The sequence below is a fragment of the Mycobacterium bourgelatii genome, assembly GCF_010723575.1.
Lineage (GTDB): Bacteria > Actinomycetota > Actinomycetes > Mycobacteriales > Mycobacteriaceae > Mycobacterium > Mycobacterium bourgelatii.
Genome location: NZ_BLKZ01000001.1, coordinates 1,563,922 through 1,585,190, shown reverse-complemented (window position 1 = coordinate 1,585,190; position 21,269 = coordinate 1,563,922). Strand labels below are relative to the sequence as shown.

19 protein-coding genes and 3 pseudogenes are annotated in these 21,269 nt (G+C 64.4%); 12 read left to right on the top strand and 10 right to left on the bottom strand.

Annotated elements, in window-relative coordinates; genetic code table 11:
• Positions 1-24 precede the first annotated feature (24 nt).
• Positions 25-896: pseudogene (locus G6N68_RS07235) on the bottom strand (IS3 family transposase); the annotation flags it as partial.
• Between the two features lie 198 nt (positions 897-1,094).
• On the opposite strand from G6N68_RS07235, the gene G6N68_RS07230 reads away from it, so the two are divergent.
• From G6N68_RS07230 to G6N68_RS07220, 3 genes and pseudogenes are all read left to right on the top strand, one after another.
• A complete protein-coding gene (locus G6N68_RS07230; RefSeq protein WP_163709706.1) occupies positions 1,095-1,649 on the top strand; it encodes an NAD(P)/FAD-dependent oxidoreductase in 555 nt (184 codons plus the stop codon).
• Between the two features lie 173 nt (positions 1,650-1,822).
• A pseudogene (locus tag G6N68_RS32025) lies at positions 1,823-2,128 on the top strand (AMP-binding protein); the annotation flags it as partial.
• A 16-nt stretch (positions 2,129-2,144) separates the two neighbouring features.
• Complete coding sequence (locus G6N68_RS07220; protein ID WP_163709702.1) at positions 2,145-2,411, top strand: acyl-CoA thioesterase domain-containing protein; 267 nt, start codon at positions 2,145-2,147, stop codon at positions 2,409-2,411.
• A gap of 238 nt (positions 2,412-2,649) precedes the next feature.
• Here the strand turns inward: G6N68_RS07220 and G6N68_RS07215 are convergent, their stop codons facing one another.
• Complete coding sequence (locus G6N68_RS07215) at positions 2,650-3,312, bottom strand: NAD(P)-dependent oxidoreductase (RefSeq protein ID WP_163709700.1); 663 nt, start codon at positions 3,310-3,312, stop codon at positions 2,650-2,652.
• 52 nt (positions 3,313-3,364) lie between these two features.
• Here G6N68_RS07215 and G6N68_RS07210 point away from each other — a divergent pair, with 52 nt between their 5' ends.
• Positions 3,365-4,087: a MerR family transcriptional regulator gene (locus G6N68_RS07210; RefSeq protein WP_163709697.1), complete on the top strand. Its 723-nt coding sequence runs from the start codon at positions 3,365-3,367 to the stop codon at positions 4,085-4,087.
• Positions 4,088-4,124: 37 nt separating this feature from the next.
• Here G6N68_RS07210 and G6N68_RS07205 read toward each other — a convergent pair.
• Together G6N68_RS07205 and G6N68_RS07200 are read right to left on the bottom strand one after the other, a co-directional pair.
• A pseudogene (locus G6N68_RS07205) lies at positions 4,125-4,967 on the bottom strand (MCE family protein); the annotation flags it as partial.
• A gap of 193 nt (positions 4,968-5,160) precedes the next feature.
• A protein-coding gene (locus G6N68_RS07200; protein WP_163709694.1) for an IS3 family transposase occupies positions 5,161-6,299 on the bottom strand; the annotation gives its coding sequence in 2 pieces (ribosomal slippage) (positions 5,161-6,029 and positions 6,029-6,299; 1,140 coding nt in all).
• A gap of 211 nt (positions 6,300-6,510) precedes the next feature.
• Between G6N68_RS07200 and G6N68_RS07195 the strand changes: the two genes are divergently transcribed.
• The gene (locus G6N68_RS07195) at positions 6,511-6,978 is read left to right on the top strand and encodes a PPOX class F420-dependent oxidoreductase (RefSeq protein WP_163709691.1); all 468 of its coding nucleotides are present in this window, start codon (positions 6,511-6,513) and stop codon (positions 6,976-6,978) included.
• Positions 6,979-7,039: 61 nt separating this feature from the next.
• On the opposite strand, the gene G6N68_RS07190 is transcribed toward G6N68_RS07195, so the two are convergent.
• The gene (locus tag G6N68_RS07190; protein WP_163709688.1) at positions 7,040-8,254 is read right to left on the bottom strand and encodes a cytochrome P450; all 1,215 of its coding nucleotides are present in this window, start codon (positions 8,252-8,254) and stop codon (positions 7,040-7,042) included.
• A gap of 193 nt (positions 8,255-8,447) precedes the next feature.
• Between G6N68_RS07190 and G6N68_RS07185 the strand changes: the two genes are divergently transcribed.
• The 6 genes from G6N68_RS07185 to G6N68_RS07160 all read left to right on the top strand — a co-directional run bounded on the left by G6N68_RS07185 (position 8,448) and on the right by G6N68_RS07160 (position 13,381).
• Positions 8,448-8,996, top strand: a complete 549-nt coding sequence (locus G6N68_RS07185; protein WP_163718297.1) for a TetR/AcrR family transcriptional regulator — start codon at positions 8,448-8,450, stop codon at positions 8,994-8,996.
• A gap of 63 nt (positions 8,997-9,059) precedes the next feature.
• On the top strand, positions 9,060-9,593 hold the full coding sequence (gene rnhA, locus G6N68_RS07180; RefSeq protein WP_163709686.1) for a ribonuclease HI: 534 nt from the start codon (positions 9,060-9,062) through the stop codon (positions 9,591-9,593).
• Between the two features lie 80 nt (positions 9,594-9,673).
• Positions 9,674-10,450, top strand: coding sequence for an SDR family NAD(P)-dependent oxidoreductase (locus tag G6N68_RS07175; RefSeq protein WP_163709682.1), 777 nt, complete (start codon positions 9,674-9,676; stop codon positions 10,448-10,450).
• A 222-nt stretch (positions 10,451-10,672) separates the two neighbouring features.
• Entirely contained in the window at positions 10,673-11,143 is a 471-nt protein-coding gene (locus G6N68_RS07170; protein WP_163709679.1) for a hypothetical protein, read from the top strand.
• 231 nt (positions 11,144-11,374) lie between these two features.
• Positions 11,375-12,181 carry a DUF1906 domain-containing protein gene (locus G6N68_RS07165; RefSeq protein ID WP_163709675.1) on the top strand — a complete coding sequence of 269 codons (807 nt, stop codon included), beginning with the start codon at positions 11,375-11,377 and terminating at the stop codon, positions 12,179-12,181.
• Between the two features lie 657 nt (positions 12,182-12,838).
• Positions 12,839-13,381, top strand: coding sequence for an alpha/beta fold hydrolase (locus G6N68_RS07160; RefSeq protein ID WP_163709672.1), 543 nt, complete (start codon positions 12,839-12,841; stop codon positions 13,379-13,381).
• Here the strand turns inward: G6N68_RS07160 and G6N68_RS32020 are convergent.
• From G6N68_RS32020 to G6N68_RS07140, 4 genes are read right to left on the bottom strand one after another with little or no spacing between them, the layout of a single operon-like run.
• Positions 13,335-13,601, bottom strand: a complete 267-nt coding sequence (locus tag G6N68_RS32020) for an integrase core domain-containing protein (protein ID WP_371871680.1) — start codon at positions 13,599-13,601, stop codon at positions 13,335-13,337. The two genes, G6N68_RS07160 and G6N68_RS32020, sit on opposite strands and share 47 nt — an antisense overlap.
• Positions 13,534-13,827 carry a DDE-type integrase/transposase/recombinase gene (locus G6N68_RS32015; protein WP_163709666.1) on the bottom strand — a complete coding sequence of 98 codons (294 nt, stop codon included), beginning with the start codon at positions 13,825-13,827 and terminating at the stop codon, positions 13,534-13,536. The genes G6N68_RS32020 and G6N68_RS32015 overlap by 68 nt, the downstream gene beginning before the upstream one ends.
• 19 nt (positions 13,828-13,846) lie before the next feature.
• Positions 13,847-14,227 (bottom strand): IS3 family transposase, encoded by a 381-nt coding sequence (locus G6N68_RS07145; protein WP_163709662.1) that lies wholly within the window; start codon positions 14,225-14,227, stop codon positions 13,847-13,849.
• Positions 14,224-14,547: a transposase gene (locus G6N68_RS07140; RefSeq protein ID WP_069422688.1), complete on the bottom strand. Its 324-nt coding sequence runs from the start codon at positions 14,545-14,547 to the stop codon at positions 14,224-14,226. Before G6N68_RS07140 ends, G6N68_RS07145 begins: the two co-directional genes overlap by 4 nt.
• 1,056 nt (positions 14,548-15,603) lie before the next feature.
• On the opposite strand from G6N68_RS07140, the gene G6N68_RS07135 reads away from it, so the two are divergent.
• Positions 15,604-16,638 (top strand): AraC family transcriptional regulator, encoded by a 1,035-nt coding sequence (locus G6N68_RS07135; protein ID WP_163709659.1) that lies wholly within the window; start codon positions 15,604-15,606, stop codon positions 16,636-16,638.
• A gap of 157 nt (positions 16,639-16,795) precedes the next feature.
• On the opposite strand, the gene G6N68_RS31405 is transcribed toward G6N68_RS07135, so the two are convergent.
• Entirely contained in the window at positions 16,796-21,250 is a 4,455-nt protein-coding gene (locus tag G6N68_RS31405) for a PPE family protein (protein ID WP_163709656.1), read from the bottom strand.
• Positions 21,251-21,269 lie beyond the last annotated feature (19 nt).

Genomic DNA, 21,269 nt, shown 5'->3' with positions numbered 1-21,269 from the left:
TCCACAACTATTGACAATTCCTCCGTTGACAGCATGGGCGATGAACTCGGGTCCGTTGTCGAACCGCACGTAGGCCGGTGCCCCATGCATCAGGGCCAGACGGTCAAGGACGTCGACCACGCCGTCGGCGTTGATGGCCCGGTCGACCTCGATCGCCAGGGCTTCGCGGGTGAACTCATCGATTACGTTGAGCATCTTCAACGTTCGTCCGTCGGCGGTGGTGTCGAACTGAAAATCCATCGCCCAGATCGCATTCGGGCGGATCGGGCACATCGCCCCGACCTGCGCACCGATGCCGGTCAAGCGTTTCTTCCTGCGGCGCTGCGGAACCCGCAGGCCTTCCTCGCGCCACAGGCGGCGGATGCGCTTGTTGTTGACCTTCCAGCCAGCTCGCCGTGCCGCGATCGCAGCACGGCGCCATCCCCAGCGGGGCCGCTGGGTGGAGAACGCGCGTAGCCAGGCCCGCAATTGGGCCTCCTCATCGCTGATCGGTGGTGGTTGTAGACGCATGGTGGAACGGTGGATGCCGACCACCGCGCACGCCCGCCGTTCGGAGACCCCGAACCGCAAGCGCAGCGCCGCGGCGATGCTGCGCGAGCGGTTCGGGGTCAGAAGTTTCCCGACGAGATCTCCTTGAGCATGTCGATGTCAAGGGCCTGGTTGGCGACCAGCTTCTTGAGCCTGGCGTTCTCGGCCTCAAGTTCCTTGAGGCGTTTGGCGTCGCTGGCCTTCATCCCGCCGTACTGGGCGACCCAGCGATGCCAGGTCGACTCGGTGATCTCGAGGTGGCGACACACTTCGCTGAGTTGCTGCCCGGTTCCAAGGAGCTTGTTGCCCTCGGCGAGCTTGCGGATGATCTGATCCGGCGTGTGCCGCCGGCGCTTGTTCGTTGCCATGTCGTCGTCGATTCTTCCTGCCCGAACACTCGGGCATCAGAGTCCCACAACGACTGGACCACTACGACGGGCTCACCTCAGTTGCAGGTGCACGATCCGCAGGTGCGAGACGCGCTGACCCCACGATACGACTTTGGCTGCAAGCGACCGACGTTCTCCAATAGCTACCTTCGCGCCTTCAACAAGCACAATGTCCATTTGGAAACGGCTCCCATCAGCCATATCGAACCTGACGCGATCGTCACCACCTCGGGACAGCGCCACGAGATCGACACCTTGGTCCTGGCAACGGGTTTCAACTTGTGGGACATCAACTTCCCCGCCTTTGAGATCGTCGGGCGCAACGGGCGCGATCTTGGTAAGTGGTGGCGCAGCAATCGATTCCAGGCATACCAGGGCATTTCGATTCCGCACTTTCCCAACCTGTTCCACCTGGCCAGCCCCTACGCGTACAGCGGGTTGTCGTACTTCACCACGATCGAGGCCCAGATGAAGCACATGCGCCGGCTTATCCGCCACATCGAACGAACCAACGCCTCCGTCTTCGAAGTCACCGAGGACGCCAACGAGGCATTCCTCGATGAGATGACCAATCGCCTTGGCGAGTCAGTGTTCTATGCCGGGTCGTGCGCAGGTTCGCGCAGTTACTACTTCAACCAGCACGGCGAGGCGGCAATCCTGCGACCGACATCCACCCTCAACGCCAACCGCCAGGCGCGCCGGTTCGCGTTGTCGGACTATCAGTTGACCTGACAACACGTTACAAAGCCGATAGCCAGTGCTCCTTCTTCGCGGCGACTTTGGTGGTCGGTCGCCCCAAGGTAACTGCCGCAAGCCTCGACCAGGTAGCGGGCTTCGACAGCTACCAATACGAACTCAGCCGCCAGTCCGGCGCGCCGATCGCCGACCCGATTCCCGGCGGGCTGATGTTGTACACGTCGGGAACTACGGGCCAACCCAAAGGCGTGTGGCGGCCCTCGGGATCGGTGCCGGGATCGGCGACAGCCAACGTCGCCGGATATGTCAGCGGCGACGCCCACCTGCTGACCGGCCCGCTGTACCACGCGGCCCCGATCGTGTTTTCGCTGTCGATGCCGATCACGTTCGGCGCCACGGTGATCATGACCAACAAGTTCAACGCCGAAGAAACGCTGCGCTCGATCCAACGCCACCGCGTCAGCCACAGTCACACGGTCCCGACCATGTTTCACCGGCTGCTCGCGCTGCCGGCGGAGGTGCGCAACTCTTATGACACTTCGTCGCTGCGCTACATCATCCATGGCGCGGCGCCGGGTGGCGATGGCCTTCGCGGCCAGCATCGACCACGCACTGTGGTTTCATCGGTTGCCCCGCGTCGACGAGTGGGTGTTGTTCACCGCCTCCCCGGTGGCAAACATCGGCACGCGGGGACTGGCCCGCGGCAGCTTTCACGACCAATCCGGCGTGCTGATCGCTAGCGTGGCCCAAGAAGGACTCCTGCGTCCGTTGCGGGACGCCGCGCCCGCCCGGCGTTAACGACGAGCGGCCGCATCGTGCCAGCCCACGAACGCCGGCACCGAGGCCGCCAGCGCCGCCCTGCGCCCTCCATCCGCTCGAGGCACCGGGGTCCCCACTGAGGTGCCCACCTCGTCACCCGGGACGGCCCGCTCGAGACGGCGAGCTTGCCGGCGATCAACGCGACGGGCGCACTCACCCGGCCAGCCTGGTATCCCGAACCACCGATCTCGGCCGCCTCGCCGCAGTTGGCCGCTCGCTACCGGGTGGCGACGGCCGTTACCGCTGCACCCACGTAGCGCTCGTCGGTGACCTGGTCCAACAGCACGCTGGCCAGATCGGCACGCGCGAGCTGAGAACGCATTCCGGTGCGCACCGAGGGCCCCACCTGCAGGCGCGCACCGCCCGCGCCGTCCACCAGCCGCGGCGGACGCACCAGCGTCCACGCCAGTTCATCGCCCCCATCGCGGATAGCGGCCTCGGCCCGGTCGGCCTCGATCAGCCGGGGCCGGCCCACCATGCGCGGCCACATCATGCGCGCGATGCGGCTCTGATCGGCAACGCTGGAGCCCACGCCGACGGTGGAGACGGCGATCAGTCGCCGCACACCGTGCCGGCGCATCTGGGCAACGAGATTCGCCGTGCCGGCGGAGCGGACAGTGCCGGGGTCCTGTCCCAACCGCACTCCCAGGCAGCACACCACCGCGTCCACACCCGACAGCGCCGAGTCCACGGCGGCCGCGTCGCGGACATCGCCTACCATCACTTCCGCCTGATCGAACTGCGCCGCCTGCACCCGGTCGCGGACTTGCACCTTCACACTGTGCCCGCGCGCGAGCGCCTGCTTCACAACCTGAGCTCCGGTCCCTCCGGTGGCGCCGATGACAAGGATCTTCACGATCTGCCCTTCCTTCCAGCTCAAATATGGAGAGTTTAACTCTCTATCTTTGGATAGTAGCGCTAGCCGCTAGCCAATGTCCAGTAGGATCTTCCGTGTGCGCCTCTCCGAACTCAGCCGCGCGGCCGGCCTCTCCCCCACAACCGTGAAGTGGTACCTGCGCATCGGACTACTCCATCGGGGTCAGCCGACCGCCGTCAACCAGGCGCGGTATGACGACAGTCACCTACGGCGGCTGCGCCTGATCCGGGCGCTCATCGAGGTGGGCGGGCTCAGCACCGACGAGGTCGGTGACCTCATCGCCGCCATCGACGACCCACACCGATCAATCCAAAACATCCTGGCCCACGCGCACCGCGCCAGCGCCGCCAGCGCCGGCACCAAAGCCGCCGCCAGCGCCGCCCCGATCGATGACTACATCCGCCACCGCGGCTGGCGGGTACGTGCGGACTCCCCGGCCCGGCGCGACCTCGCCGCGGTGCTCGACGCCATCGCCGCCCTACGCCCCCAACCCGCCTCCGGGGCAGCGGGCGTCTCCGCCGAGGTGACCACACCGGACACGACCACACCGGACGCGGTGTATTCGCTGTTGGACCCCTACGCCGATGCCGTGGAACCGCTCGCCGCGGCGGAGATCGCCAACACACCGGCCGACCTGCCCCGCGACCTGCTCGTCGAACGTGTCGTCGCGGGCACTATCCTGCTCGAACGCGCCATCGCGGCGCTTCGGCGGCTGGCACAGGAGCATCACGCGACCAAGCGCTACGGCGACCCCAAAGCCCCGGCTGACACCCCATGACGCGACGTCATCAGGCTGCCTTCGATCGCCGGGCAGGTCAGGGGTTGATGGTGTTCTCCCCGATCTGACGTCCCCAGACGTACTCGATCAGGATCGGCTGGGCGAGCTCGAAATGGTTGTAGGGCGCAATGGAGGCGCCGGTGTCCATCACCAGATAAGGCATCGGCCACAGATCCCGGGTGATCGGTTGCCAACAGCCCGGCCTACCCTCCGGACCCCCGCTGGCGTTTACCCGCGGCAGGTTGTCGGGATACACGTACGGATTGCCGGCCCCCATGATCGGGCTGACACCGGTCCCCGAGTAGCCATTGCCGCCGAGGCCGGCTGCGAACTTGGGCTCGACGTCGTGAAAGTTGCGGAGCGTGCAGTAGATCATGCCTCGGTACTCGTCGAGCAATTGCGTCGTCGCGACGAGGTCATCGGCGACGCGCGTGAAATAGGGCCCTCCCCGCTCGAAGACCTCGGCGCTAGTGTTGCTGAAGCCGATTGACGCCATCAACGCGTCGGTGAGGTCGCCCCGATGCGCGTACAGCCTGCTCGCCGTCGACGACGCGTCGTCCAGCCCATCGAAGAGGTCCGGCGCCGCGCCGGTGTATACCTCGGCGACGTCGGCCAGCTGCTGAAAGTCGTACCGCAGGTGCGACTGTCGGGCGTTCAGGCTGTCCAAGATCGTGTTGGCGTCGAGCAGTGACCGGCCGAAGCCCTCACCCAGGCCGTCGAGCGCGTCGGCGACATTGGTGAGAGTCTGGTTCAGCTTGACCGGGTCGACGCTGTCCGTGACGGACAGCACCGTTTCGAACAGGGTGTTGAATTCGGTGGTCACCGCTGTCGCATCGATCGTGTCCTGCGGCGTAATGCGCTGCGCAGACGGGCTTTTCGGTTATCTGTAGGCGGGATGAGGGTGTATCCGACTGTTCGCGTCGATCCCATCGACGGCGAAATTCATTGATAGATACAGACATATCTGTAGCCGTGTATCTGATGATCCCGGGCCGCTTGGGGGCTCGGGGATCCTGACCCCCGGCGGCAGTGGCGACGTCGAACTGAGGGGGACCCGTTTGATGGTCCAGTCGCTATGCGGCTTGCGGTTGGTGGGTCGTGGTCCACTGTAGGGCGAACTCGGTTGGGGTGAGCCCATTGTGGGCGGAGTGAGGCCGGTTGGCGTTGTAGTCGATTCTCCAATCTTCGATGATGACTTGGGCTTCTCGCAGGGAGTCGAAGCGCCAGGAGTTGAGTAGCTCGTCGCGCAGGCGGCCGTTGAATGACTCGATCCAGGCGTTCTGCCAGGGGGCTCCGGGATCGATGAATAGCGAGCCGGTGCCGTTGAAGCGGCACCAGTCGTTGACAGCATGGGCGATGAACTCGGGTCCGTTGTCGAACCGCACGTAGGCCGGTGCCCCATGCATCAGGGCCAGACGGTCAAGGACGTCGACCACGCCGTCGGCGTTGATGGCCCGGTCGACCTCGATCGCCAGGGCTTGGCGGGTGAACTCATCGATTACGTTGAGCATCTTCAACGTTCGTCCGTCGGCGGTGGTGTCGAACTGAAAGTCCATCGCCCAGATCGCATTCGGGCGGATCGGGCACATCGCCCCGACCTGCGCACCGATGCCGGTCAAGCGTTTCTTCCTGCGCCGCTGCGGAACTCGTAGGCCTTCCTCGCGCCACAGGCGGCGGATGCGCTTGTTGTTGACCTTCCAGCCAGCTCGCCGTGCCGCGATCGCAGCACGGCGCCATCCCCAGCGGGGCCGCTGGGTGGAGAACGCGCGTAGCCAGGCCCGCAACTGGGCCTCCTCATCGCTGATCGGCGCTGGTTGCAGACGCATGGTGGAACGGTGGATGCCGACCACCGCGCACGCCCGCCGTTCAGAGACCCCGAACCGCTCGCGCAGCATCGCCGCGGCGCTGCGTTTGCGGTTCGGGGTCAGAAGTTTCCCGACGAGATCTCCTTGAGCATGTCGATGTCAAGGGCCTGGTTGGCGACCAGCTTCTTGAGCCGGGCGTTCTCGGCCTCAAGTTCGTTGAGTCGCTTGGCGTCGCTGGCCTTCATCCCGCCGTACTGGGCGACCCAGCGATGCCAGGTCGACTCGGTGATCTCAAGGTGGCGACACACTTCGCTGAGTTGCTGCCCGGTCCCAAGGAGCTTGTTGCCCTCGGCGAGCTTGCGGATGATCTGATCCGGCGTGTGCCGCCGGCGCTTGTTCGTTGCCATGTCGTCGTCGATTCTTCCTGCCCGAACACTCGGGCATCAAAGTCCCACAACGACTGGACCACTACGACGGGCTCACCTCAACCGGGACCTGGCGGGGCGCTATCGCGCAATGGCGGAATCGCTTGCCTTCGAAGGACACATCGACTGGGCTGACGCGATGATCCAAACTCTGGATCCTCCTAGCCATGCGTCGGCGGTGAAAGGTTGAGGCGTGAGTAAAAAGCTCGCAACAGCAAACAGAGTCGACCGGGAAGACCTGCTCGACTTCGTTCGCCCTCGGAACCAGATGATACTAACCACCTTTCGTGCCGACGGGACCCTGCAAAGCTCGCCGGTCACCGGCGGAGTCGATAGCGAAGGGCGCATCGTCATCGCGACTTATCCGCAACGAGCCAAGTCGGCGAACATTGCCCGCCGTCGGAGAGCAAGCATCGTAGTGCTTTCGGACGATTTCAATGGGCCCTACGTACAGATCGACGGCGAGGCCGAAGTCATCTTGCTCCCCGAAGCGATTGAACCCTTGGTCGAGTATTTCCGCGCGGTCGCCGGAGAACACCCGGATTGGGACGAGTACCGGCAAGCCATGGTGGATCAAGGCAAGTGCTTGATCAGGCTGACACCGGACCGATGGGGCCCGATCGCCACCGGGGGCTTTCCGCCGCCTCCCGGCGCTCCCTAGCAATGCCGTCCTTCAGGACTCACCCTGCCGGAGTCGCGGCGGAATCGGCTGACCACGTGGCCTATTGAATCGCCAGCTCCAGCCGGCTGAACCGGCGAACCAGGATGCTGGGCAACCACTCGCCGACGTCGGCCACGTCGATCCAGTTGGTGTGATCCAGGAGCGTCCGAAAGACGATCTGCGCCTCTAACCGCGCCAGTGCGGCGCCGACGCAGAAGTGCACGCCCTTGCCGAAGGTCACGTGGCCCTTGGCACCTGAGCGGTCGAGGCGAAATTCGTCGGGGGCCTCAAAGTGTGCGGGATCGCGGTTGGCCGCACCCCACATCAGGAGCAGGTGTGAGTTGGCCGGCACTTCCACCCCGCCCAGGGTCGTGTCGCGCCACACATGGCGGTAATGGCCGCGGAACGGCGGTTCGTACCGCAGCGCCTCTTCGATGAATGCGTTGAGCAGATCCGGGTTGTCCCGGACCTGCCGTTGTATGTCGGGTCGGTCAGCCAGTATCCATGCGCCGCTACCCAACAATGACGCGGTCGATTCACCGGCAGCGCTGAAGAGGGTCAGCATGATGCCCAACGCGATTCCCTGGTCGACCTCGCCCGAGGCGTACCGAGCGGCCAAGTCTGAGATGAGACCGGATTCGGTTGTGGTGTTGGTCTTTTCGAAGTGCTCCATGACGTAAGCCGACAGCTCTAGGGCGGCAACCCCGGCCGACTGGAGCTGGGCCGGTGTGACAACCCCGTCGAGCAATGTGGTGGTGGCGTAGCCCAGTTGAATGAGTCGGTCGACATCGGTCTCGGGCAGGCCCAGCAGCTTGGCGACCACCATCATCGGGAGGCGATTGGCCAGGGCGCTCATCCACTCGATGCGCCCGTCGCGCAGGTTCTCGGCCCAGAGACGCTCGGCGACTTCGCCGGCGAAATTTTCGATAATCCGGACGCGCCTGGCGGACAAATGTGGCAACAGGATTTTGCGGTGCAGCGCATGACTCGGGTCGTCGGCGGTCGCCAAGACGTGGGCCGGGCCGCCTGCTTCCATCATCGGGAACGGGGCGACGGTGCCGTCCTCGTGATAGACCATGGTCGCGCTGAGGTTGGACGAAAAGTCCTCGACCCGGTTGACGGCGTCAATGACCGCATCCCAGCCGCACACCGCGTAGAAAACCGAATCACCGATGCGATGTACGGGGGCTTCCGCACGCATGCGCTCGTAAAGCGGATATGGATCCTGGAGCGCGTGCGCGCCAAAGAAGTTCGCGGGATCGTCCAATACCGCCATGAAGTCAGGCTGAACGCCGATGTTCGTCCCGTCAACGGTTGCCGCCAAAGTTGATAACCGCAGCTCACCGGCCGCAGCACCTGCGAAAGCGGTTGCATCGCTTCACCTGCGCTCGAGTGTGAGAAAATTCAGGAAAATGTCTCACCGTGCGAAACCAGTTGCAGTAGGGGTCCGGCAGAGGGACCATCGCCGTATGCCACAAACGGACTGGCTGGTCGGCGGGGATCGTCATAGCGAGGCCACGGAACGGATCTACGCGGCCGCTGCGGACCTCATCGCCGACGTCGGATATGAAGCCTTTTCCATCGAAGATTTGGCGAGGCGGGTTCATTGCTCGCCGGCCACGATCTACCGCCGTGCCGGCGGAAAAGCCGCGATTCGTGATGCGGTTGTCAAGATCCAAGCAACGCAGATCGTCGACACGCTGCGTGAAGAGATCAAGGACCTGCACGGAACGGACCGAGTCCTGACCGCTACCGTTGCGGCACTTCGACGCATGCAATCACATCCGCTGACACAACACTTTCGCTCAACAAACATGAACGTCGGCGGAGAGTGGCTGCCCAACTCGCCTGCCGTCACCGGTTTTGCCGCCGAGATGCTGGGCACAGATGATTCACTGGCCGCCCAATGGCTCATACGCGTCTTTCTCGCCCTATGGCTGTGGCCGTTGAAAGACCCCGACACCGAATTGGCCATGCTGCGGCGGTTTTTCGCCGCCTCGTTCACCGAGGCCCAGTGACCAATCGCAGCGCCTCGCGAGTCGCGGAGCCAATTGTGGCGACCGACTGCCTATCCTCGGCCCATGGTCGACACTGAAGATTGCGGGCCCGCCCTGAACGCTGGCGGGATCGGCCGTCCGGCCCCAGGCGCAAGGGGCGACGACGTCGTCGTCATCCACACCGACGGCGGCTGCAAACCCAATCCCGGGCCCGGCGGATGGGGAGCCGTGTTGCGTCAACGTCACCACGTCCGCGAGATGTGCGGTGGCGAGGCCAACCCGACCAGCAACAACCGGATGGAACTGACGGCACCGATCATGGCGCTCGAGGCCCTCACCCGAGCGGTGACGGTGCATCTCTACACCGACAGCACCTATGTTCGGAACGGCATCACCAAGTGGATTCTCGGCTGGGAGCGCAATGGCTGGCAGACCGCCGCGAAGCAGCCGGTGAAGAACGTCGACCTTTGGCAGCGGCTGCAAGCGGCCTGTGCGCGGCACCGCGTCGAGTGGTTCTGGGTGAAAGGACACGCCGGCATCGCCGACAACGTCCTCGCTGACGAACTAGCGACCCGGGGTATGCGCGAAGCGATCGCGCTGTCGCGGGTTCATTGCTGACGACGTTGCAGCACAACGCAATTCACCGGTACATCCGGTCACTTCGCAGGGGCTGGAACGGCTAGACCTATGATGCCGGGGTGGATATCAGTGGAGCGAGCGCAGTCGTCACCGGCGGCGCGTCAGGAATCGGTGCGGCTACTGCCCGTCAGTTGGCCGCCAAGGGTGCCCGGGTCGTCGTAGCCGACCTGCAGGCGGAAAAGGGCGAGGCTCTCGCCCAGGAAATCGGCGGCGTGTTCGTGTCCGTCGATGTGACCAATACCGAGCAGATCATCGACGCGGTCAAGACCGCCGCGGACCTGGGTCCGTTGCGTGTCCTGGTCAACTCGGCGGGCATCGGCTGGGCCCAACGCACCATCGGCAAAGACGGCGAATTCTCCTCGGCGCACAACCTTGACGCGTACAAGAAGGTGCTCGAAATCAACCTGGTCGGCACCTTCGACTGCATCCGGATCGCGGCGACCCAGATGAGCAAGAACGAACCCACCGAGACCGGCGAACGCGGCGCCATCGTGAACATGACCAGTGTTGCCGCCTTCGATGGCCAGATCGGCCAGGCCGCTTACAGCTCGTCCAAGGGCGGCGTCGTGGGTATGACCCTGCCCGTCGCACGCGACCTGTCGGCGGTCGGCATCCGCGTCAACACCGTTGCCCCGGGCCTGATCGACACCCCGATCTATGGCGAGGGCGAAGCCTCGGAGGCATTCAAGGCGAAGCTGGGCGAGTCCGTGTTGTTCCCCCGCCGCCTCGGTAAGCCCGACGAGTTGGCTTCCATGGTTGTTGAGCTGGTCACCAACTCCTACATGAACGCCGAGGTCGTCCGTGTTGACGGTGGCATCCGGATGCCACCGAAGTAGGTCAAGAGCCTTCCGACCGTAGCGGTCGCCGCGACCGCTGAAGAGAGCAACATAGCCGGACGCGCTCGAGAATCCAACGTCGAGCAGTCCGGTCGCCTTTGGCGATCGACCACACCGGTTTCGCGCAACTTTTCTCGCCTTTGTTGGCGTAAGAATCGTGGGACGGGGTAAACACACGCCAAATAAACGCTTGCAGAACCTGGAGGCTGCACAGTGAGGTGGGTGTTAGGCATTATCGGCGCCGCAGCGGTGCTCGCCGCACTTCTTGTGTTGCCATTGCCGTTGTCCCTTCAGGCTGTCGATCGCACCGGCCTCCCGATCGCGTGCGGCACCGCGTTTCACCCCGACTACGACTTCGCTGCCCGAGAAGACGCTCTGAACAAAGACCTGCACAGCAGCTTTGGCGCCTTCTACGTGCCCAGTGACTACGAGAATCAGTGCGCCGCCATCGTCGCTACCCGACGCGGCATCGCGTACTCGGTACTGGTGGGCGGCGGCGTTCTGCTCGGTGCTGCGTTCTTGTTGTCACTGCACGCAGCAGGTTACGTCGACCTGTCCCGCGAAAGGTTTCGAATGGCGTCGAAACAGCGGGCGACTCCTGTGCTGATCCCGAAATCCTCACCGTCGACCATGCGCTATTACGACGATTTGGATTTGGTCCGGATGAGCCTCGGAATCCGAGTTCAGCACTAACCGCCGCTGGCCGCCCCGAATTTGCAGCGATCTGACCTTGCGATCGGCAGCGCCGGCGCACGGGTGTAATCCGCAGGACGACATCCACTCCACGATCGAGTGCGGCACCGGTTTGTTCGGCGAACCGATTCGTTGCTGACGGGCTCGGGTCGGTTAACCACACAGACCGATTTGATATCAGCTACGACACACCACTTCTGTTAACTGAAATCACATAGTTAACATCGCGCGATGCAGGACGTGTCGTGGGAAGCTTGCCGCCTACGGTCACGCCAGATTACCCGGCGTGACGTATTTCGCTACACCGCAGCCATTTCTGCAATGCCAGGGTGGTATACGGCAACGGCAGGCGCCCTTCCCGCAACCCCGGGAGCTACTCCTAAACTGATCGACTTCGCGATGCGCCAGATTCCCGCAGAGCAGATTCGAGCCGCCGGTTACCACGGGGTCATCAATTACGTCTCACTATCACGTCCCGGCTCGTCGTTTGGAGCCAAGCCGATCACCCGCCAGTACGCCGACCAGCTCAAGGCTGCTGGGCTGATGATCGTCAGCAACTACCAATACGGCAAGCCAGGCGGCACAGCACCGTCGGACTTCAAGCGCGGCTTCGCCGGCGGCGTCGCCGATGCTCGCACGGCATGGAAATTGCATACCGCGGCAGGTGGCGGTCAGAGTGCCCCAATCTTCTTCACCATCGACGAGGACATCAGCCACGAGACCTGGAAAACGGTGGCACTGCAGTGGTTTCGCGGAATCAACTCAGTGCTGGGGGTGCAGCGCACCGGTGTCTACGGCGGTATCGACGTGTGCAAATGGGCTGCCGCCGACGGCGTCATCGGAAGTTCGCGCACCCCCGGCCGGCGGTGGGCCTGGCAGACCAAGGCGTGGTCCGGCGGTCAGATCTTCCCTGCCGCGGTGCTCTACCAACGCGTGGTGAGTACGGCGTCCAATCACGGTCCGAAAGTAGGGGGACAAGAAGTCGACGTCAACGACATGCTTGCCGAGGACTGCGGTCAATGGCACCTTCATCCCTGATTCCGTGATGTCCTCCGAATCCTCACCGGGGACCCAGGGTTCCCGCCATACCATGTCCGCATGGTGAACCTGGATCCCTTCTAAGCCGAGAGGCTCGGGAGCAGTTCATCGAGAAATACGACGAAATCCTGCGCAGCTAGCCCGTTCCCGTCGAAGAACGCGACGTTTCAACGTCGTTCGGCACGACGCACGTTCTCGTCACCGGCCCCGAGTCCGCGCCGCCACTGGTCCTGCTCCACCGTGCGGCGGTCACCGCCGCGATGTGGGGTCCGATCATCGCGCCTGTCCGTCGCTGCTTCCGCTGCTACTGCATCGACACCGTCACCGACGCGAACAGGAGCGTAGCGACGAAGCGGGTTCGCGGGGCGTCGGACTATGTCGATTGGCTACGTCAGACATTCGGCGCGCTTGACATCACGAATGCGCGGGTGGCCGGGCTGTCCTACGGCGGCTGGCTCGCGGCGGTGGCGGGAGTCCACACTCCGGAACTGGTCAACCGGCTCGTTGTGATGAGCCCGGCGGCGACATTGGCCCGCATCACGAATCAGTGGTTGATCCGGACGGTCTCCGCCGCGATGCTGCGGTCTCATTCCGTCCGTCGCGCAAAGCGCCCTGTTGTGGGCGGCAAGCAGGCCGTACGCGGGCTCCGATCCGGTCATGGCGCTGGCCGTGCGGCGCTTCACCTCGGGCCGGGTATCGCATCAGTTGCTACTGCCTCCACCGACCAGGCTCACCGACGACGAACTCCGCCGGATCAGCGCACCTACCACCGTGTTGCTCGGCGCGCGAGAAGTCATCTACGCCGGCGGCCCACAGGCCGCACTTGCGCGGGCGCACAGGGTCATCCGCGACGTCCATGCCCGCCGCCTGCCCAACGTAGGCCACGTGATGACACTGGACGCTCCTGATGTCGTTGCTGACGAGTTGACGGCACCTGACGTCACCTTCCCGCTAGGGCAAGACTCCGTTCCTCTTCCACCAGTCTTGATAGACGCCGACGAGGCAGCGGTCTGCACTCACTACTTCTCCACTACGAACAGCCCCGACCCCTCTGCGGGACTCTCGCCACGAACGTCACCGAACTACGGCCACACCGTGATGACCATCGGTCATCACGGTGCCTTCTGGGGTTCCCCCGAAAAAGTAGACACGGTTAGCTTGCTTCCGTGGTGGCACGCAGCGTGCGTTCATAGTCGATAGGTGAGCGCATTCCAAGTGCTGAGTGCCTTCGATCATTATTGTAGAAAATCATCCAATTGTCAACTGCTGCAACAAGTTCCGCTTTCGTCGCGAAGGCGTGCCGGTAGTAGCACTCGTGCTTGAAGCTCGACCACAGCGATTCAGCGCCGGCGTTATCCCAACAAATCCCGGTCGCGCCCATCGAGCGCCGAAGCCCGTGAGCGGCGCAGGCCAGCGCCATGTCGTGGGCGGTGTACTGAGTACCGCGATCCGAATGCAATATGACCCCCCTGGCAGCGGTGAGCGCGCACGAACGCGGCCCGCTCGACGGCCAGTGTGACCAGCTCGGTGCGCATGTGGTCATCAACGGCCCAGCCCAGCGCGCGCCGCGAGTGTTCGTCACGGATGGCGCATAAAAACATGTCACCGTCTCCGCAGCACAGGTAAGTGATGTCGGAGGACCACACCGCGTCGATACGGCCCTGGTCAAAGCAGCGCCCGACCAGATCCGGGGGGAAACGAGGCTGCCGGGTCGACCTGGGTGGTGGTCTTAAAGGTGCGCGGACTGATCCCCTCAATGCCCAACTCGGCCATGATCTTGGCGACCGTGTTCTCCGAAACTCGTTCACCCTCGGCGTGCAGGTCGGCGGTGATGCGCGGTGACCCATAGGTGCCCCGTGAGGCGCGGTGATGGGCAAGGATCTTGACCTCCAGGTCACGGCGGCGCTGCACCCGAGGTGTGGGCTCAGCAGCGGTGCAGGTATGGGCATGCTTGTAGTAGCCCGCCCTGGATACCCCGAGCAGCTCGGCCATGCGTGTCACGTCGTAGCCGGCGCACTCTGCAGCGATGAGCTCAAACCGGCTCACCTTCGATGCTGTGCTGCAAAGTACGCCGAGGCTTTTTCCAGGAAAGCGATGTCCTTCGCCTGCTCGGCCACCCGCGCGCGCAGTGCCACCAACTCCGCGCGCTCATCGACCGAAAGCCCTTCACCACCACCAGGATCCGGCCGACCGCCAGCTGCGGCCGCGGCCATCCGTCGCCGTTCATCTCGCACCCACTTATGCAGCAGGTTCTCATTGAGATCCAGCTCGCGGGCAACCTCGCTAACACGCCGATTCCCATCAATGACACGATGCGCCGCCTCAACCCTGTACTCAGGAGAAAACGACCGCCGAGATCGTGGCATACGAACATCCTTCCAGGGGACCACCGTCCCGCTATCTCAGATGTCCACCAATCCTGGGGAACCTCATTCTGCTACCCGCCCGACCTTGCCGAGGGCACCGATGAAGGCACCTTCACACCCGCTCGGTGCGCGGAAGGTCCAGCACCGCTCCGTGATTCGACGATGCCAGGAGCCACGCCGGCAATCGACACGTGTCAACCGCGAGTCCCTCGCGCGGTGAATGACGCTGCCCCTCCACGAACAGCGTGACCTAGCTACACACGTCGATTGTCTTCACACGCTAAGCATTCCTCGGCCGATTGCGCGATGACCCTGCGTCTCAGTTCGGTTGACCCGTTGTCTCAGGAGGTCTTCATGGCTGGATCGCCGGCCAAATTCGAGCGCTTCGCCAACGGCTGCCCCACATCGTCCAGAAACCCTGTCCTCAAACATGTTGCACACCAGCAGAACACCAAGCGCGGGCTAACTGCACGCAGTCACCACCGCGCGGGAAAGCCCCGGGGCCGCAACACGCACAACGTAATGACATCGTCTGGTTGTCATGAAATCAACAGCCACTAAGGAACTTTCACCGAGGCGGCTCAGCTGCGTGCCCCCTGAGCGCACACGCAATGAGTGAAACCTGCGATGGCTCAAAGTATGACGAGCATGTTGCCCGCAAACCCAACCCTTGTGGGCGTTACCTGACTCATGTATATTAACTATCCGTCATACCAGCGACGAATATTTGTCAAACGTCACAAGCAATGATGCTTGGCGTAAGGCGAGAAGCGGCCAAGCAGGACTCCGAGTTGCCGTTCGCGCGGGAGTGGACTCGCTGCCCTCATTAGGTTCGCATTAGCGGGGATGCCAACTGAAAAGCGTTGAACCACATGACTAGCGACAATCCGACGTTGGACATCCATTGTCCGATGTCCCCCACTCTGAACGGGACCAGAGGAAGCAATCATGACCCTTCAACAAGACGAACACCTCCACCGCCGAAACCGACTCCAGTCAACCGCCAGAGCCCTGATTTGTGAACCAGTACAGCGCAGCACCAGCAAGGCCCTAACCTTGGCCACCAACCCCACCGCCGCCCCAACCCCCACCGTCGGCTACGCCCTGCCGGCAGAAGAAGCCAGAGAATTCGTGCGCGTGGCAGTCAAACAACAATGGAACCTGCCAGCCTTGGTGCAAGCGGCAAAGATCTCCACCACATCGGCACACCTCAACCATTACGTGCAGATCACCCCCGTCAACGCCGCCCTGGGCATGCAACACCTCTGGCAACTCACCGGCGACACCCTGCTGGGCCTAGCCAGCATCAAACTTCCCCCCGGGGCGCTACGACTACTGACCTTCGCCGTCTGCGGCGCACCCGACCTGAGCACCGCGGTCAAGCGCTACCAAGAGTTCCGCACCGCCTTCACCGGCCTGCCCACCGTCACCATCGAACAAACCGAACACACAGCCGTGTTGGCAATCGACCTCGCCGACTTCGACACCTCAGCGCTACCCGTGGCGTCCGTAGCACTCCTCCTCGTCGCCCACCGAATCATCAACTGGGCCACCCGCCGACCCCTAAAACTGGACCAAGTCGAACTCCCCCACGGTGAAACCACCCGAAAAGCCGGCTACCACACCATGTTCGGCGCACCCCCTCTGTTCAACGCCCGCCGGGCCGCACTGGTCTTCAACGCCGACGCACTTGCCTACCGCTTCGTACGCAGCCACGACGACATCGAAGACCTCCTGCACGACGCCCCAACCAAGCTCTTAGCCCAATGCGACCTCCAAACCACTCTCACTGACCAAGTACGTCACATCATCGAAGACCAACTCGGCGACCCCAACTGCACCAGCAACGAAATCGCCGCACGCGTCGGAATGAGCCGCCCAACCCTGTGGCGCCGCCTGCGCGAAGAAAACACTTCGATCTCCGAAATCCGCGACCAAGTACTACGCGACGCCGCCCTGAGCGCTCTCGCCCACGGCGACCAAACCATCGCCCAACTGTCGCAACGCCTCGGATTCTCCGAACCCAGCGCATTCACCCGCGCCTTCCGACGCTGGACCGGGCACCCACCCCGTAGCTACCAGCCGCGCTGACCGAGTTACTGCAGCATCGCCTCGGCCATCGGTCCGGCGGCGCGCCGCTTCCACAACGGTTAGTTGCACGGAAAGCACAGCAGCCCTAGGTCCTTCCGAAGCACGCCCCGCGCCGCACCAGCCGCACCAGGCATAGTCAGACCGTCTATTCGGCGGATCAAGGGGTATCGCCAGAAGGTCCTGCCTTGCCCGCCGCACCGGTGGCACCCTGTAGGCCGGTTGCGCCCGTCGCGCCCGTTATGTTGGTCCCAGCGTTCTGACCAACTCCACCGGCACCACCGGCACCACCGGCTCCGCCGGCACCACCCGCGCCAGCGGCACCGCCAGCGCCGGCCATAGCACTGCTGCCATCGCTGTAACCCTCCGCTTGGGCCTGGCCGACGGCGCCGGCAGCTCCACCGGCGCCGCCATCGCCGCCAGCACCACCGGTGCCACCGTTACCACCGTTACCACCGGCGCCACCGACTGCGGTGGTGGCATGGCCGGGGGGCACCACCGACGGCGACGTGCCGTATGCGGATCCACCGGCACCGCCCGCGCCGCCCGCCGCGCCAGTACTACCCGTGCCGCCGGCACCTCCTTCACCGCCGTTGCCGGCGTCACCGCCGTGACCGGCCAGCAAACCGCCACGGCCCCCTGCTCCGCCGGCACCGCCGGCGCCACCCTGACCGCCGGGCACACCGGGACCACCGTTTCCTCCGTCGCCACCGGAACCGGCGTAGGCGCTGCCGGCATAACCGTCGCCCCCGGGAAGGCCATACTGATTGCCTATTCCGATCGATTGCGCAACACCGCCGGCGCCGCCCTTACCGCCGGCGGCGCCAAAGCCGCCGTTGCCACCATTGCCACCGTCGGCGGCATAGGCGTTGAAGTTGACGACATTCTGCGTGGGATCGACTCCGGGAAATACCGGCTGCTCCAAGTCCCAACCGCCGTCGCCGCCGTCGCCGCCGACCATGAAAACGTGGCCAGTCAGGCCGGGATTGGCAGAGGTGCCATTACCACCGGGTTCGGCGGTGTGGTGAACGGCCCCCCATATCAAAACCACCTCCGTCCCGCCATCATCGCCGGCATCACCGTTGCTCATCTGTCCCCGCGGTTCGGGAAGGACGCCGGCGGCGCCGTTGCCGCCCTTGCCGCCGTGACCCCCGTTACCGCCGTTACCGATCAGACCGCCGTTGCCACCGGCACCACCCGCCCCGCCGTTAGTGCCATCGCCGGACTTGGTGTTGACGAACGCGGTCCGAGTGGCGCCGTTCCCCCCGTCACCGCCGTTGCCACCGTTACCGCCCGTGCCAGGGCCAAAGTCGCTGGCGGTGAGACCGTCGGCAGCGCGAAGGCCGCCACCGCTGTCACCACCTTTGCCACCCGCGCCGCCGGCGCCGGGGTCGCCACCGTCGCCGCCGTCACCACCAGCCCAGCCGTCGAAAGTAGTACTGGAAACGGTGTAGCCATCGCGGCCGTGTCCGCCGTCGCCGCCGTTGCCCCCGGCTCCGCCCAGCGCGCCATTGCCCCCTGCGCCACCGGCACCGTGTTTACCGTCGCTGTATCCCGGCGCTTGGGCGATGCCCCCGACCCCGCCATTGCCACCGTCACCGCCGGCTCCGCCAGCCCCGCCGTCGCCGCCGTCTCCGCCGTCCCAGCCAAGAAGCTCGGGGTTAGCCCTGCCGTCACCGCCGTCACCGCCGTTGCCGCCAATACCGCCGTCAGCGCCGACTCCGCCATTGCCCCCGTTGCCACCGTTACCGCGAACCAGTCCACCGTTACCGCCCGCTCCCCCATGCCCCCCGCGACCCCCGTCACCGCCGGCACCGCCCGTTTCGCCGGCAGTATTGGGAACATTCATTTGGGGAACGACACCATTTGCGCCGTGCGCGCCAGCGGCACCGGCCATGCCGTTGCCGCCGTGTCCGCCAGCCCCGCCATTACCGATCGCCCCGCCGTCGCCGCCCGCACCACCGTCTCCGCCAGCGCCGCCGGCGGCAGTGGCGTGACCACCGGCGCCGCCGGCCCCACCATTGCCCATCAAGCCAACGGCGGGAACACTGCTGCCAGCCACCCCACTGGCGGCGCGGGCGCCGCCGCCGCTGTCACCTCCGAGGCCACCGGCGCCGCCGACACCGGGATTACCGCCAGCGCCCCCAGCACCACCCCTGCCGCCGCTGGGCCCGTCCGCACCGACACCGCCGGCGCCGCCGTCGCCCGGATTTCCACCAGCGCCGCCGGCACCGCCGACGCCTCCGCCGCCGTGATTACCCGCGGTACCCAACAGTCCACCGGCACCGCCGACACCTCCGGCCCCACCATTCCCGCCGGCGCCGCCCGTTCCGCCGTCGCCACCGACTCCGCCGTCACCACCGTCGTAATTGGCGCCATCGCCATAGCTGAGTCCTGCGGCACCGGCACCGCCATTGCTGCCGTGCCCACCAGCGCCGCCACCACCACCAGCACCTCCGGTACCTCCGGCACCGCCGATACCGATTAGTCCGGCCCGACCGCCGGCACCGCCGGCGCCGCCGTGGCCGCCGGCCTGGCCGGTATGGCCGGTAACACCGACTGCTCCAGCACCACCGTCAGGGTTGCCGACAGCGAAGCCAGCATCGGCACCGGCGGCGCCGGCAGCACCCATTCCACCCATCCCACCTGCGCCACCGTTGCCGATCAACCACCCACCGGCACCGCCCGCCCCCCCGGCACCGCCGGCACCGCCATTGACACCGGCCACACCAGGAAGACCAGCGCCGCCGTTACCGCCATTGCCGATCAACCCCGCCGCACCACCCGCGCCGCCGTTGACTCCATTCCCGCCGTTGCCAAACAGCCAGCCTCCGGGGGTGCCATCAATACTGGTGTTGGAACCGGTCAACCCGTCCAGACCATTACCGATCAATGGCCGCCCCGTTACGGCAACAAAGGGAGCATTGATCACCTGGTCCACCTGTGCCCCAACCGGACTGGTAATCCACTGCTGTCCGACCTGGTGGACTGGATTGTAGAAATACTGCACCAACGCCTGTCCCGTCTGACCGCGCACCTGGTCAATCGGCGGGTACACGTATTGCTGCAATGCCTGCTCTGCCTGGTCACCCATTTGAAGGATCGGGGCGCGAACGTATTGCTGCACAGCCTGGCCAGCTTGGTCATAACCTGCTTGGGCGGGCGTATAGACGTATTGGTGCAACGCCTCGTCGGTTAAAGCGTCGAGCCTTTCGATCGGCATTACGATTTGCTGCTGGTAAAGGGATCGAGCGGCAGCCAGGGTTTCTTCATTGAAGCCTATTTGGTGATCGCCCGTCAACATCAAGCCATTGCTAAAGTTGCCCGAATTGAGCAGTCCGGTGTTGCCGCTACCGGCGTTTCCGACGCCCGTGTTCGAATCGCCAGAGTTCCAGAATCCCCAGCTTGCGACCCCAGCGTTCAAAATGCCCCGGGAACCGACACCCGAGTTCGCCACACCCCAGTTTTCACTGCCTGCGTTACCGAAGCCAATGTTTCCGGAACCCGAATTGAAGAAGCCGATGTTGCCTGTTCCAGAGTTTCCGAAACCGATGTTTCCATCGCCCGAGTTGAACAACCCAAAGTTGGCGGAGCCGGAATTAAAACCACCAAACCCGAACTTGCGATCACCGGTTAGCCCGATCCCAAAATTGTGTGAGCCGGTATTGCCGAAACCAATGTTTCCATTGCCCGTATTGCCAATGCCGAGATTTAGCCACCCGGTGTTCGCAGCACCAATATTGTTACTAATGGTGTTCGACGTCCAGTCGGTGTTGCCGAAGCCCAGATTAAGGCCACCTACGTTAGAGCTGCCGAGGTTGTCGTAGCCAATGTTGGCGTTGCCGAAATTATTGCTGCCGATATTCCCGCTACCAGTGTTGAGGAATCCGATATTTGCGAAACCGGTGTTCTCGCTGCCGAGGTTGACGATGCGACTGAACTCCGACATCGCATTGCCCAAGCTTGCCGACACCCGTGACCCGATGTAGCGCAGACCGGACTCTGCCCAGCCCAACGGTTCGAGACCGTCGATTGGACTCGCGGCAGCACTCGCACCGTTGGCGCTCGCCACGTTGCCAACCAGACCGACCAAGTTACGCAGCGGCTGGGCAAATGGCGCCAACGCCGAGACCGCGGCCGAGGCCCCGGCATGGTAACCGAACATTGCGGCCACGTCCTGGGCCCAAATCTGCTCATACTCCGCCTCGGCCGCTGCGATCGCCGCGGTGTTTTGGCCCAGTAGGTTCGAAATTGCCAACGACACGAACCGGTTTCGGTTCAGGGCCACCAGTTCCGGGTGGACCGTAGCGCTTCGTGCCGCTTCAAACGCGGCCGCCGCCGCCTGCGCCTGTCCAGCAGCACCCTCGGCTTGCATCGCCGTGGCACGCAACCACTCCGCATAGGGTCCGGCCGCGGCGATCATTGCCGCCGACGCCGAGCCCTGCCACGAACCACCCACGAGCGTTGAAATCGTCGAGGAAAACGAGCCTGCCGCCGTCGCCATCTCGCGGGCCACCTGAGTCCACGCCGCCGCCGCCCTCAGCATGGGCGCCGACCCTGGCCCGGTGAACATCTGGGCGGAATTGATTTCGGGGGGCAACATCGGAAAGTTCAACGACACAGTCCTTCCCAAG